General features: G+C 65.1%; 14 protein-coding genes and 1 tRNA gene. 9 read left to right on the plus strand and 6 right to left on the minus strand.

All coding sequences use genetic code 11. The annotated features are described in order from the left end of the window. Positions 1-65: 65 nt before the first annotated feature. On the minus strand, positions 66-290 hold the full coding sequence (locus CVM52_RS05650; RefSeq protein ID WP_100161571.1) for a YdcH family protein: 225 nt from the start codon (positions 288-290) through the stop codon (positions 66-68). 165 nt (positions 291-455) lie between these two features. On the opposite strand from CVM52_RS05650, the gene CVM52_RS05655 reads away from it, so the two are divergent. Genes CVM52_RS05655 through CVM52_RS05670 form a run of 4 tightly spaced genes read left to right on the plus strand, consistent with a single transcriptional unit; the run spans position 456 to position 2,886 of the window. After that, the gene (locus tag CVM52_RS05655; RefSeq protein ID WP_100161572.1) at positions 456-869 is read left to right on the plus strand and encodes an Hsp20 family protein; all 414 of its coding nucleotides are present in this window, start codon (positions 456-458) and stop codon (positions 867-869) included. A gap of 3 nt (positions 870-872) precedes the next feature. Then, entirely contained in the window at positions 873-1,097 is a 225-nt protein-coding gene (locus tag CVM52_RS05660) for a DUF1150 family protein (protein WP_100161573.1), read from the plus strand. 36 nt (positions 1,098-1,133) lie between these two features. Continuing rightward, positions 1,134-2,018 (plus strand): PhzF family phenazine biosynthesis protein, encoded by an 885-nt coding sequence (locus CVM52_RS05665; protein WP_100161574.1) that lies wholly within the window; start codon positions 1,134-1,136, stop codon positions 2,016-2,018. 7 nt (positions 2,019-2,025) lie between these two features. Then, positions 2,026-2,886 (plus strand): glycosyltransferase family 10 fucosyltransferase, encoded by an 861-nt coding sequence (locus CVM52_RS05670; protein WP_240620872.1) that lies wholly within the window; start codon positions 2,026-2,028, stop codon positions 2,884-2,886. 72 nt (positions 2,887-2,958) lie between these two features. On the opposite strand, the gene CVM52_RS05675 is transcribed toward CVM52_RS05670, so the two are convergent. Further along, positions 2,959-3,035, minus strand: a tRNA-Met gene (locus CVM52_RS05675). A gap of 105 nt (positions 3,036-3,140) precedes the next feature. Further along, on the minus strand, positions 3,141-4,004 hold the full coding sequence (locus CVM52_RS05680) for a branched-chain amino acid aminotransferase (RefSeq protein WP_100161576.1): 864 nt from the start codon (positions 4,002-4,004) through the stop codon (positions 3,141-3,143). 129 nt (positions 4,005-4,133) lie between these two features. Between CVM52_RS05680 and CVM52_RS05685 the strand changes: the two genes are divergently transcribed. Then, a complete protein-coding gene (locus tag CVM52_RS05685) occupies positions 4,134-5,849 on the plus strand; it encodes a calcium-binding protein (protein WP_100161577.1) in 1,716 nt (571 codons plus the stop codon). Between the two features lie 20 nt (positions 5,850-5,869). On the opposite strand, the gene trpS is transcribed toward CVM52_RS05685, so the two are convergent. Further along, positions 5,870-6,895 carry a tryptophan--tRNA ligase gene (trpS, locus tag CVM52_RS05690; RefSeq protein WP_100161578.1) on the minus strand — a complete coding sequence of 342 codons (1,026 nt, stop codon included), beginning with the start codon at positions 6,893-6,895 and terminating at the stop codon, positions 5,870-5,872. Between the two features lie 89 nt (positions 6,896-6,984). Between trpS and CVM52_RS05695 the strand changes: the two genes are divergently transcribed. Next, the gene (locus CVM52_RS05695) at positions 6,985-7,671 is read left to right on the plus strand and encodes a rhomboid family intramembrane serine protease (RefSeq protein ID WP_100161579.1); all 687 of its coding nucleotides are present in this window, start codon (positions 6,985-6,987) and stop codon (positions 7,669-7,671) included. A gap of 7 nt (positions 7,672-7,678) precedes the next feature. Here the strand turns inward: CVM52_RS05695 and CVM52_RS05700 are convergent, their stop codons facing one another. After that, positions 7,679-8,353: a Crp/Fnr family transcriptional regulator gene (locus CVM52_RS05700; protein ID WP_100161580.1), complete on the minus strand. Its 675-nt coding sequence runs from the start codon at positions 8,351-8,353 to the stop codon at positions 7,679-7,681. A gap of 235 nt (positions 8,354-8,588) precedes the next feature. Between CVM52_RS05700 and CVM52_RS05705 the strand changes: the two genes are divergently transcribed. Next, positions 8,589-8,912 carry a 2Fe-2S iron-sulfur cluster-binding protein gene (locus CVM52_RS05705; RefSeq protein ID WP_100161581.1) on the plus strand — a complete coding sequence of 108 codons (324 nt, stop codon included), beginning with the start codon at positions 8,589-8,591 and terminating at the stop codon, positions 8,910-8,912. Then, positions 8,912-9,619, plus strand: coding sequence for a hypothetical protein (locus CVM52_RS05710; RefSeq protein ID WP_100161582.1), 708 nt, complete (start codon positions 8,912-8,914; stop codon positions 9,617-9,619). Before CVM52_RS05705 ends, CVM52_RS05710 begins: the two co-directional genes overlap by 1 nt. Before the next feature lie 5 nt (positions 9,620-9,624). On the opposite strand, the gene CVM52_RS05715 is transcribed toward CVM52_RS05710, so the two are convergent. Beyond that, positions 9,625-10,845 (minus strand): right-handed parallel beta-helix repeat-containing protein, encoded by a 1,221-nt coding sequence (locus CVM52_RS05715; RefSeq protein ID WP_100161583.1) that lies wholly within the window; start codon positions 10,843-10,845, stop codon positions 9,625-9,627. 304 nt (positions 10,846-11,149) lie between these two features. On the opposite strand from CVM52_RS05715, the gene CVM52_RS05720 reads away from it, so the two are divergent. Beyond that, a partial coding sequence (locus CVM52_RS05720) for a right-handed parallel beta-helix repeat-containing protein (protein ID WP_205964889.1) occupies positions 11,150-12,495 on the plus strand: 1,346 nt, incomplete at its 3' end.

Genomic DNA, 12,495 nt, shown 5'->3' on the forward strand with positions numbered 1-12,495 from the left:
ACGGGCACTATAGCCAAACCGGCACGGCAGGCAATGTAACTTTGCCACCGGTGCAAATTGCCGCGTCAGGCGATGATATCGGGGGTCAGGCGGTCCTCGATCAGGGCGATCAGATCCTTTAGCCTCAGTTTCTGCTTTTTCAGCCTCTGAATGGTCAGCTGGTCGCCGGTGCCCTTTTCCACCAGGGCCGCAATCGCTTCGTCCAGGTCGCGGTGCTGGCGGCGAAACACTTCAAGCTCGACGCGCAGAACATCGTCTGTTTTCATCGAAATATCGGCGGGTGCATTCATTCTGGCGACTCGGCAGGCAGGCTGGGCAGGGTCCCAGATTACAATCAGATCATGTTTTCGCCTAGACCTTGTGGATCTCGTAAAACCTTCCCATATTCCTGTTGCGCGGTTGCCGAAAACGGGGCCGTGCACACGTGTCGCTTTCATGCAAAAGGACCGCAAGACGTGTCGAAACTTACCTTGGGCTCATACCCCCACCTGTTGGGGTTCGAGCAGTTGGAACGCCTTCTTGAGCGCACCGCGAAATCGGGCAACGAAGGTTATCCACCGTTCAACATCGAACAGACCTCGGATCACTCCTACCGGATCACGCTTGCCGTGGCGGGCTTCTCCGAAGCCAACCTCGCGATCACCGTCGAGGACCGCCAGCTGGTGATCCGCGGACGCCAGCAGGACGACAGCGAAGGCCGAATCTATCTGCACCGCGGCATTGCCGCGCGTCAGTTTCAACGGACCTTTGTGCTGGCTGAAGGCGTTGAGGTAGGTGAGGCGGTAATCGAAAACGGTTTGCTGCATGTCGATCTGACCCGTGCCGTTCCCGAAGCCGTCGTGAAAACGATCAGTATCAGAAAGGGCTGAGCGATGAACACGCCTTTTGAAGTTGAAGAAGCGGCCCAGCGGATTGTCTATGTCAAACCTGTCGATGTGGCCGACCTTCCCAAGCAGGTCCGCGACGAGGCCGGCGATCTGCAACACCTCTATGCCGTGCATGATGCCGACGGCCAGCAGCTGGCACTGGTGGCCGATCGCAAGCTGGCCTTTATCCTGGCCCGCCAGCATGACCTTGCGCCGGTAAGCGTGCACTGACGGGCCGCGCGCCTGCACCGCCCGAAAGGTCCGCTTATGCGCCGTTTCCGCTTTGACTGGGTCGATGCCTTTACCGGCCGGGCCTTCGGTGGAAACGGCTGCGCGGTGGTCCATGACGGCGCGGGCCTGGATGATGCCACCTGCATGGGATTCGTGCGCGAAACCTCTCTGGTGGAATGCACGTTTACCGGGCCCTCCCAGGTCGCCGATGTCCGGGTGCGCTATTTCCTGGCCAGCCGCGAAATACCCTTTGCCGGTCATCCGACCATTGCCACCGTCGCGGCCCTGCGCGCACGCGGCCTGGTCAGCGGCGACAGCCTGACGCTGGAAACCGGGGCAGGGGTGGTGCCGATCACCTTGGACGGCGATCTGGTCGAGATGACCCAGGTCGCGCCCGAATTCGGGGTCGAGGTTGACCCGGCGCTTGCCGCCCGCGCCGTGGGCCTTGCCCCGGAAGAGGTGGTTGGCATACCGCAGCTGGTGTCGACCGGGCTGCCATTCGTCATCACCGTGTTGCGCGACCACGCCGCCCTGCGCGCCGCGCGGCTGAATTTGGGGGCGCTGAACGATCTGGCCGACCTGACCGGCGGCGGCAGCAACATGGCCGAACCCTTCCTGGTCACATTGCAGGGCGCCACGCCGGCGGGCGACACCTTTTCGCGCCTGCTGCTGGCGCCGCCCAGCCCGCCGGAGGATCCCTTCACCGGCTCGGCCACCGGGGCAATGGCGGCCTATCTCTGGGCCAAGGGGCTGATGCCGAAAGACAGCTTTGTTGCCGAACAGGGCCATTGGCTGGACCGGCCCGGCCAGGCCCGCGTCACCCGGGTGGGCCCGGCGCAGGCGATGACCGGCATCCGCGTCGCCGGTCCGGGCTATGTGCTGATGAGCGGCGAAGTCATGCTGCCCGATGCGGCGGGCTGAACGGGCAGTGTCCGATCCCGCCATCGCCATCCTGCCCTATGGCCACCGCCAGGGCCGTGCCCTGGCCGACATTCCGTTGTCCGATCTCAACTGGCCGCTGGGCCGCCCCGAACGTCTGGGCCAGGGGCGCCTGCGCGATATGGGGCCGGCGGATCACTTGATTGTCTATCCCAAAACCACTTCGCATATTGATTTGCGGCGCGGGATCCGGGCACAGGTGTCGATCATGGTGGTCGAACCGGCAATCATCCATGCCCGCCATCTGCGCCTGTTGCGGCTGACCCATCGGCGCTTCTTTCGGGTGCTGAGCTTCAACCGCGCGCTGCTTTCCCGCATCCCCAATGGGCTGTTCCTGCCCTACGGCACCACCTGGGTGCCGGACTGGCGCGAACGGGTGACGGACAAGTCCGCGATGTGTTCGCTGATCGCCTCGGCCAAGCGCGACAGCGCCGGCCACCAGCTGCGCCACCGCATCGTCGACCATATCCGCGCCACCGGGCGGGACGTGGCGGTGATGGGCGGCGGCTATGCCCCGTTCGAGCGCAAGGCCGACGGGCTGGCGCCCTACCGCTATTCCGTGGTGATCGAGAATGTGCGCGAGCCGGATTATTTCAGCGAGAAGCTGATCGACGCGCTGCTCTGCCTGACCGTGCCGATCTACTGGGGCTGCCCCAATATCCATGACTATTTCGACACGGCCGGCATGGTGATTTGCCAGAACGCCGACGAGATCGAAGCCGCACTCGCGACGATGTCGGAGTTGGACTATGCCGCCCGACTGCCGGCCCTGAAGGCCGCGCGCCCGGTGGCGGACAGCTTCACCGATCTGGAACGCCGCGCGGCCGAGACGTTGTGCGACAGCTTGTAGACGCTGTCCCGTGATGCGGCCACCGCACCAAAAAAGGCCCCCAGCGCAGATATGCGTGGGGGCCTTTTTTGTTGGTTGCGGGAGTAGGATTTGAACCTACGACCTTCAGGTTATGAGCCTGACGAGCTACCGGACTGCTCCATCCCGCGCCAGTGGGGTGTATCTAAATCGTCTGCGCGGGAAGCTCAAGGGCATCTGCGGGGGAAATTTACAAATTATTTAGGTTTCCGTGGCGGGACCCTGGGAAATCGCGGTCAGGCGGTCGAGGCGGCCCAGTCCCAGTACATCTCGCGCACGCGGCGGGTGACCGGGCCGGGCTGGTAGCGGGTGTCGTCGAAGGCGGTGACCGGTGTGACCTTGTTCATGTTGCCGGACAGGAACACCTCGTCGGCGGTCTCGAAATCGGCAAAACTCAGCACCGTCTGGTGCACCTTCACGCCATCGGCCTCCAGGTTGGCGATATGGCGGGCGCGGGTGATCCCGGCCAGGAAGGTGCCATTGGCCACCGGGGTGAACACCTCGCCGTCGCGCACCATGAATACATTGGCAGTGGCGGTTTCGGCGACATTGCCCATCGCATCGGCCACCAGCGCATTGGAGAAGCCTTTCGACCGCGCCTCGGCCAGCATCCGGGCGTTGTTGGGATAAAGGCAGCCGGCCTTGGCATTGACCACCGCGTCTTCCAGCACCGGGCGTCGGAACCGGGTGCGGGTCAGGGTGACCGAGGCCGAGGGATCGGCCATCGGGATCTCTTCCAGGCAGATGGCAAAGCCGGTCTTGTCGGGCTGCGGCACGATGGCGGTGGCATCGCCGTCGATGCCCCAATACATCGGCCGGATATACACCGCGCTGCCGGGCGCATAGGCGGCGAGCCCCTCCTTGACGATCTCGACCATATCCGCGGTCGTAACCGTGGGAGTCAGCATCAGCGCCTCGGCCGAGCGGTTGACGCGCGCGCAATGCAGGTCGAGATCGGGGGTCAGGCCGTCGACCAGGCGGGCACCGTCGAACACGCCCGATCCCAGCCATGCACCGTGATCGGCGGCCCGCAGGATGGCGACGTCATCCGCATGCCAGGCGCCGTCGAAATAGGTGCGGATATTGGTTCCGGTTGCCATTTTTGCCTCCTACTTGCGCGGCGCCAGTGATGCGGACCGGGCGGCGGGAGTCAAGGCGGTGGCGGGCGGGCGCCTCGAATCGGTCGGGTTGTGGTAGACTCCTGGCCGGGCTGCTGTTGTGGGGGCGGCATGACCACGATCGATGCACGCGCGGCGCCGGGGCGAACCATCGGCGGAAAAACGGTTGGCGTGACGCTGAGCGACAGCGCCTTCATGGACCTCTTCAGCAATTTCTACACGGCGGTATCGGTACCCGCGGAAACCGACGAGACCCAGCTGACGCTGCAGGCCAATCTGTTCAACGGCAGCGCCAAGGCCACCTTTTACGGCAGCTTCCCGCCGCAGCCGGCCGATCCGCTGCTGATCTTCAACTGGCGGATCGAGGTCGGCGCGACGCCGGTCACGCGGGTGACCCTGTCGCTGCTCGATACCTTTACCGCGCCCGAACCGCTGGTTTTCGATGTGATTTTCGACACGCCGCAGCGGGCGGACTGGGTGGCGACCTTTTCCTCGCCCGCACTCTATGACGGCGCCACCCGGCTCTTGGGGTCGTCCTTTGACGACACGCTGGGCGGCGGCAACGGCGATGACGTGATCTTTGGCCGGGGCGGGAATGATGTGCTGGATGGCGGGCTGAACAATGACCGCCTGGTCGGCGGCGCCGGCAAGGACGATCTGGACGGCAGTTTTGGCGACGATACCTTGCTGGGCGGCGGGGGCGCGGACAAGCTGGCCGGCGGCGATGGCGACGACACGCTGAAGGGCGGCGGCGGCAATGACAGCCTGGATGGCGGCGATGATGACGACGTGCTGCTGGGGCAGGGCGGCAATGACACGCTGATTGGCGGCGCCGGCAGCGACCGGCTGGAAGGCGGCAAAGGCGATGACAGCCTGAGAAGCGGGTTGGCCGGCGGTTCGCCCACGGTGGGGGAAGACGTGCTGTTGGGCGGCAAGGGGGATGACCGGCTGATCATGGATATCCCGCTGAACAGCGGGCCGGGCGGCGGCGTCAAGGCGCGGCTGGCGCAGGCCGAGGCGACGGCGCCCAACACGCCCTATGCGGTGTCCACCGCCAATGGCGGCGCGGGCACCGACGTGCTGGAACTGGTCACGCCGGGTTTCCTGAACGCGGCGATGGTCTTCACCCAGGCCAAGCTGCGCGTGGTCTATTCCGGCAGCGGGACAGATGCCAACCTGTTCGAAATCGGCATGAAGGGGATCGAACGGGTCGAAGCCGCGATGTTCGCCCGCAATGAGTTCGGGGTCACCTTCGTGACCGAGCGCGACATGACCGTGGCGGCGAAATCCGGCAAGCTGATGCTGAGCCAGGAGGGCGGGCCGGTGACGGTGATGTCGACCGGGCTGTCGGGGGACTCGCCCAAGGTGCTGTTGCTGATCACTGGTGATGGCGATGACAAGGTGACGCTGAACAAGGTGGCGCAGGAATCGACGCCGGTGGTGGCCACCGCCGGCGGCAAGGATGTGCTGGTCGGATCGAAACGCGCCGAAATCCTCGATGGCGGCGACGGCAATGACATCGTGAAGGGCGGCGGCGGCAATGACGTGGTCAGCGACGGCCGCGGCACCGACCGGGTGACCGGCGGTGCGGGCTCGGATACCTTTGCTTTCGTCAAGGATGGCAAGACCGACACCGCCACCGATTTCCGCCCGGACCAGGGCGATCGCATCGCGCTGGAAGGGGTGACCGCCTTCAGCCAGATCAAGGCCAGCGACATGGCCAATGGCGGGGTTCTGATCACCGCCCAGGGCGAGGATCTGCGGCTGCTGGACCCGGACGGTCAATTCGCTGCGGCAGATGTCACCGCCGCGTGGTTCGGTTTCTAGCCGCTGCCAAGCCGCTGGAATCAGACCGAGGCGACCAACCCCACAATCTCGTAGGTGCGCTTCAGGATCGGCGTGGTGATCTCGCGGGCCTGCAAGGCGCCCTTTGCCAGGATGCGGTCGATCTCGGCCGGGTCGGCCATCAGGCGCGACATCTCGGTGGTGATCGGCGCCAGCTTGTCCACCGCAAGATCGGCCAGCGCCGGTTTGAACTGGCCGAATTGCTGGCCGGCATGGTCCGCCACCACCGCTTCGGGGGTCATTTCCGCCAGGGCGGCATAGATATTCACCAGGTTGCGCGCCTCGGGCCGGTCGGCCAGCCCCTCGTAGCTGTCGGGCAGCGGATCGGGGTCGGTCTTGGCCTTGCGGATCTTCTTGGCGATGGTGTCGGCATCGTCTGTCATGTTGATGCGCGAGGCGTCGGACGGATCCGATTTCGACATCTTCTTGGTGCCGTCGCGCAGGCTCATTACCCGCGTTGCGGCGCCCTCGATCACCGGCTCGGCCAGCGGGAAGAAATCGACGCCATAGTCATGGTTGAACTTGGCGGCGATGTCGCGGGTCAGCTCGATATGCTGTTTCTGGTCCTCGCCCACCGGCACATGGGTGGCGTGGTAGATCAGGATGTCGGCCGCCATCAGCGACGGGTAGGCGAGCAGCCCCAGCGAGGCGGCCTCGGCATTCTTGCCCGCCTTGTCCTTCCACTGGGTCATCCGCCCCATCCAGCCCATCCGTGCCACGCAGTTGAAGATCCAGGCCAGCTGCGCATGTTCGGGCACCTGGCTTTGGTTGATCAGGATGGATTTTGCCGGGTCGATGCCGGCGGCGATAAAGCCGGCCGCCAGCTCGCGGGTGTTATGGGCCAGCTGGGCGGGGTCCTGCCAGACGGTGATCGCATGCAGGTCGACCATGCAATAGACGGTTTCGAACTCGGCTTCGTTCTGGGTGTCGACAAAGCGCTTGAGCGCGCCCAGGTAATTGCCCAGATGCAGGTTGCCAGAGGGCTGGATCCCGGAAAAGACCCTTGGCTTGAATGTCGCGTCGACCATGTTCTGGCAACTCCCGGCTGGAAAATTCGGCCCGCTTCGCTTACCGATGGGGTCATGCGCCGTCAAGAAGCCGAGGGAGGCCAGGCCAGATGAGCAGTCCGGACCAAATCCGCGCGGTCAATCCGCTGCCGCCTGTCGTGGCGGCGATGTTTCTTGTGTTTCTCGGCATCGAGCTGGTGTTCCAGGCCGGCACCTCCGGGCTGGTCGGCGGGCCGCAGGCGATCGGCTGGCGCAACGCCGCGATCGAGACCTATCATTTCAACGGCGCCGTGCTGACCTGGATGTGGGAGACCGGCCAATGGCCGCTGCGCTACCTGATCCGCCTGGTCAGCTATCCTTTCGTCAACGCGAATTTCACCAGCATGCTGATCGGCGGGGTGATGTTCCTGGCGATGGGCAAGCTGGTGGCGGAAACCTATGGCGCGCTGGCGATGCTGGCCATCTTCTTCGGCTCGGCAATTGGCGGCGCGCTGATCTACACCATCGGGTTTGGCAGCCAGGTCTGGCTGCTGGGGGTGTTCCCGCCGGTTTACGGGCTGATCGGCGCCTTCACCTTTCTGCTGTGGCGCCGGCTGGCGACGCTGGGGTCGAACCAGACACGGGCCTTTACGCTGATCGCGGTGCTGATGGGGCTGCAACTGCTGTTCGGGCTGTTCTTCGGGCTGCACAGCGACTGGCTGGCCGATCTGGGTGGCTTTGTCTGCGGCTTCCTGCTGTCCTTCCTGCTGGTGCCGGGCGGCTGGGCGCGGGTGCTGGCGCGGCTGCGCCAGGAATAGGCCGGCTTCAGATCAGGTCGGGATCGGCCAGCGCCTGTAGCGCCGCGCGGTCCTTGACCGACAGCGCGCCGCGCGCCGAATCGATCACCCCCATCCGCTTCCACGAGGACAGCGTTTTCGACACCGCCTCGCGGGTGGCGCCGACAAATTCGGCCAATTCGGCCTGGGACAGGGCCAGGGTGGCGGGCCCGCCTTCGGGCCGGTCGGTCAGATACAGGATCTTGCGCGCCAACCGGCTGGGCATCGGCAGGAACACCTGTTCGTTCAACTGCCGGTCCATCCAGCGCATCCGCTGTCCGGCCAGGTGGATCAGGTCGATCGCCAGCTCGGGTGCGCTGCGCACCTCGTCCAGCACATCGTCATAGCGCACCCGCAGCACGCTGCTGGGTTCCAGCGCGGTGACCGTCGCGGTGCGTTCGCCGGGATCGAACAGGGCAATTTCGCCAAACAGCGCCCCTTCGCGCAGCACGTTCAGCGCCAGCTTGCGCCCGTCGAGCGACAGCACGCTGACCTCGAGCGATCCTTTCATCACCGCGTAAAGCTCGCGCGCCTCGTCGCCCTGTTCAAACAGCACGTCGCCATCGTTCAGCTTCACTGTGGTCGACAGCTCGCCCAAGAGCGCCGACAGCGCATCGGAGGCTTCGGCCAGAAAGCCGGTCTTCGGAAACGTCTCAAGCGTCATGGGCTGGTCCCCGGTTGCCGCGGTCACCCTAGCAAACCGTCCCCGGGGCACAAGGAATTTGGCCCCGGCTGTCGAAAAGCCGCGGCGCCGGAGGGATAAAGGCGTATTGATTGTCATCCGGGCAAATCGCGCCGGCCACGCGCGATCAGCCCCGGTGCGGGGCAAATTGCACTGGCGCGCGCGATTTCGCTTGGCTAGGAAGGCGTCGCAGGACACCGGAAGAAAGGCACCCCGCATGGCTAAGATCACCTATATCGAGCATAACGGTACCGAACATGTGGTGGACGTCCCCAACGGGCTGACCGTGATGGAGGGCGCGCGCGACAACAATATTCCCGGTATCGAGGCCGATTGCGGCGGCGCCTGTGCCTGTTCCACCTGCCATGTCTATGTCGACCCGGCCTGGGTCGAAAAGCTGCCGGCGAAAGAGGACATGGAAGAGGACATGCTCGATTTCGCCTTCGAGCCCGACCCGGCGCGCTCGCGCCTGACCTGCCAGCTCAAGGTCACCGATGCGCTGGACGGTCTGGTCGTGCAGATGCCCGAAAAGCAGATCTGATGCGCCGCGCCGCGCATGTCGCGGCGCTTCTGCTCAGCCTTGTTGCCTGCTCTGCCGCGGCGCAGACCCGCGGCCCCGACGCCGCCGAATACGGTGACCCGACCGGGCGCTACGATCACGGCGTGCTGGGCGATGCGCTGGAATGGGGCAGCCTGACGCTGCGGACAGGCGCGCAGCGCAGCCGGATCACCCTGCCACCCAGCCGCGTGTTCGAAGATACCGCGCCCCGCATCGTGCAGATCGCGCCCGATCGCCGCGCGGCGCTGGTGGTCGAAAGCGACGTGGAACAGGGCGCGCGCCTGGCGCTGTATGACCGGGACGGGCTGATCGCGGCGACGCCGTTTATCGGCCAGCGCCACCGCTGGCTGTCGCCGCTGGGCGCGGCGGATCTGGATGGCGACGGCTTTGTCGAAATTGCCTATATCGACCGCCCGCACCTGGCGCGGGTGCTGCGCATCTGGCGGTTCCGCGACGGCGCCCTGCACCCGGTGGCCAACCGCGCCGGGCTGACCAATCACCGCATCGGGCAGGAGTTCATTTCGGGCGGCATCCGCGCCTGCGGCGCCCGGCCCGAGATCGTCAGCGTCAATGCCGACTGGTCACGGGTGATGCTCAGTCGGCTGGTCGACGGGCGGATCGAAACCCGCGGCGCCGGCAGGTTTGCCGGCCCCGAGAGCCTGGCGAAGGCCCTGCGCTGCGGCGGGTAACCCCTTTATCCCGGGTCCTGTTCCAGCAGGTCCTGAAGGTATTTCTCGGCGCCGAGGCCCGAGCCGAGGGCGATGGGGCTGATTTTCGGCGGCAGAAAATCCTGCCAGCTGCGGCCCGTCCCGGCAAACAGACGGGCGAGCGCGGCGTTGCGGCCATAGGCGTGGTTGCCGCTGACCGTTGATCCCTTGCTTTCGTCATGGATGATCTTCACCACATTGCCGGTGACGGTGGTGCCGCCATTGGACCATTTGTGCTTGTTCGCCAGGCGGATCACCGCGCCGCCATCCTGCGGGCCGGGGATCAGGCTGTTGTTGCGGATCACCACGTTGTGCTGGCCGCCGTTGACATAGATCGAATTGGCCGAGCGCACCGCGATCAGATTTTCCTCGACCCGGATGTCGCGATAGGCCTCCGGGCCGGCATCCGAAAGGAAAATACCCTGCGGCGTCACCGTCGGCGCGCCGGTGGCCGGGTCGTCATAGATATGATTGCGGCGGATCACGATGGAGCGCGGCGTCTTGCCGTCCACCGCGAACATCTGCAGCGCGTCGGAATGGGTATAGCCCTTGCCGGCGGCGCGGTGATCCTCGGGATGCATATCGAAAAAGCGGTTATATTCGATCACCCCGTCATGGCTGTCGCCGGTGACCCGCATCAGATCCTCGATTGCATTGTGGATCAGGTTGCCGCGCACGGTGAACCGCTTGACCGTGTTCAGCAGCAGCGCGTGCTGCTGGCCGCGCAGGTCGTTGCGTTCCAGGGTGATGTCGCTGACATTGCGGAAATAGCTGAGCGCGCGCACCCGCGAATCCAGCAACTCGATGCCGATGGCCTCGCGCACCGCCGAGAAAATCTCGGTCTCGATGCCCTGGAACCGCAGCCCGCCGCCGCCCAGCACCTCCAGCTTGCCAAAGCGCGCGCCATGCGGCTCGGCGGCGGTGAGGGTCACGGTGTCGATAAAGCTGCGCCGCACGGTCACGTCGCCATAATCGCCAGGCGCCAGCACCAGGGTCTCGCCGCCCTGGGCCTGCTGCAAGGCCGCGGCGAGTGCCTCGGCATTTGCGATGGTGATGTTTTGTGCGTTGGCGGTGGTTGTGGCGGCGAGCAGGGTGGCGAATATCGCCGCGATAAGCGGAAGGCCGCCGGGAATGCGGCAGTTCTGTGGGCGCGGTTTCGCGGCGCCGCGCCGGGTCCGGTTTCGGGCAATACGGCAAAATTTTGACATCGCTGTGATCAATTCCTTGTTTCTGGCGGCCCGGCGGGCGGCGCCGGGCGGGATGTGTCGACTTTCGCCCACAGGCGGGGCGCGGCCTGCCGGTTCTTGCCGGTGCGGCGCGGGAATGTGCGGCTTTCCGCCGGGCCGGCGCGGTCCGGACGGTCCGGGAATCAGCCTCAAATGCCTCTCAACTTGTTCAGATTCGGAGAAAAAAGGTCAGCTTCGCGCCTCATTGTAACCGTGATTGGACCGAAGGGTGAACTCACAAGGGGATGAGTTTTTACGATTGACCACAGCAAGGGGCACCTGACCTATGGCGGTGATTACGGTTGGCAGCCAGACCGAGTTGCAAAGCGCACTCAATGCGGCAAACGGTGGCGACACCATCATACTGAAAGACGGCGATTACGGCACGCTCAACATCACGGAGTCCTATGATTCCGCGGTGACGATCGTGGCCCAGAACCCGGGCGGCGCCCAGTTCGGCGACGTGATCATGAACAACAGCGCGAATCTGAGTTTCGACGGCATCTCGGTCAATGCCTTCCGGGCCTATTCCTCGGAGGGCATCGCGCTGAAGAACGCGGCGGTGGACGGCATCGTCTATATGAAGGATGTCGACGGGCTGGTGCTGGACGGCAATGACGTGGCCGGCAATTTCCACGCCATGCTGATCAATGACGTGCAGAACTTCACCATCACCAACAATTACATCCACGGCGCCCAGGAAGACCTGATGCGGGTCACCGGCGACAGCTATAACGGGCTGATCGAGCATAATTTCTATTTCGACACCCAGCCCGAGGATTACCGCAACGACGGCGACCCGGACACCGAGGGCTACAACCACTCGGACTTCCTGCAGATGTTCGGCTCCAACGGCGCGACGCCGCATGACATCACCATCCGGCAGAACGTGATGTATGACGACCGCGCCACCGGCGACAGCACGGTGACGCCGCAGGGCATCTTCATCTCCGACCCGGCGGCGGGGGGCTATTCCAACCTGCTGATCGAGGAGAACCTGATCGCGGTCAGCTCGGTCAACTCGATCTATATCAATGGCGGCCAGGACAATGTCGTGGTGCAGAACAACACGCTGCTGCCGCTGAATGGCGGCGGCGCCATCATCCGGCTGGCCGAGAAGGCGGGTTATGACAATTCCGGCACCACGGTGGCCGGCAATGTCATGAAGATCCTCTATGACGAGACCCAGTCCTCGACCATCGGCGACAATTTCGTCTATGGCCGCGACGCCGATATCGACGCGCTGTTCGAAGGCGGCAGCCTGGACTGGACCGCCTTCGTGGCGGTGCCCGGCTCGGAGCTGGCGGCCTCGGGCCTGGGCGCCACCGAGTTCCTGGCCTATCTGCAGCAGGGCGGCGCCTGGCTGGACGGCGCCGATGGCGGCAGCGAGCCGGTAACGGAGCCGGTCACCGAAGAGCCCGCCGCCGAGCCGGTGACCGAAGAGCCGGTCGCCGAAGATCCGGTCACCGAGGTGCCGGGGCGTAGCCCGGCCGCGATCGTCGCCGAGCAGGTGGTGTTCAGCCGCGCCGGCGCGCTCGAGGTCAGCGCCGCGCGCGACGTGGTCGAGATCGCCCATGACGACGCGATGGCGCTGGAGGCGGGCATCATCGCGCTCAGCTTCAATGCCGACAC

This window comes from Pseudooceanicola lipolyticus (genome assembly GCF_002786325.1).
Taxonomy (GTDB): Bacteria; Pseudomonadota; Alphaproteobacteria; order Rhodobacterales; family Rhodobacteraceae; genus Pseudooceanicola_C; species Pseudooceanicola_C lipolyticus.

Coding starts and splice junctions, on each gene's coding strand:
- CVM52_RS05705 (WP_100161581.1), top strand. CDS start 8,589: ATGGCTAAGATCACCTATATCGAGCATAACGGTACCGAACATGTGGTG.
- CVM52_RS05715 (WP_100161583.1), bottom strand. CDS start 10,845: ATGTCAAAATTTTGCCGTATTGCCCGAAACCGGACCCGGCGCGGCGCC.
- CVM52_RS05665 (WP_100161574.1), top strand. CDS start 1,134: ATGCGCCGTTTCCGCTTTGACTGGGTCGATGCCTTTACCGGCCGGGCC.
- CVM52_RS05685 (WP_100161577.1), top strand. CDS start 4,134: ATGACCACGATCGATGCACGCGCGGCGCCGGGGCGAACCATCGGCGGA.
- CVM52_RS05695 (WP_100161579.1), top strand. CDS start 6,985: ATGAGCAGTCCGGACCAAATCCGCGCGGTCAATCCGCTGCCGCCTGTC.
- CVM52_RS05710 (WP_100161582.1), top strand. CDS start 8,912: ATGCGCCGCGCCGCGCATGTCGCGGCGCTTCTGCTCAGCCTTGTTGCC.
- trpS (WP_100161578.1), bottom strand. CDS start 6,895: ATGGTCGACGCGACATTCAAGCCAAGGGTCTTTTCCGGGATCCAGCCC.
- CVM52_RS05660 (WP_100161573.1), top strand. CDS start 873: ATGAACACGCCTTTTGAAGTTGAAGAAGCGGCCCAGCGGATTGTCTAT.
- CVM52_RS05650 (WP_100161571.1), bottom strand. CDS start 290: ATGAATGCACCCGCCGATATTTCGATGAAAACAGACGATGTTCTGCGC.
- CVM52_RS05680 (WP_100161576.1), bottom strand. CDS start 4,004: ATGGCAACCGGAACCAATATCCGCACCTATTTCGACGGCGCCTGGCAT.
- CVM52_RS05700 (WP_100161580.1), bottom strand. CDS start 8,353: ATGACGCTTGAGACGTTTCCGAAGACCGGCTTTCTGGCCGAAGCCTCC.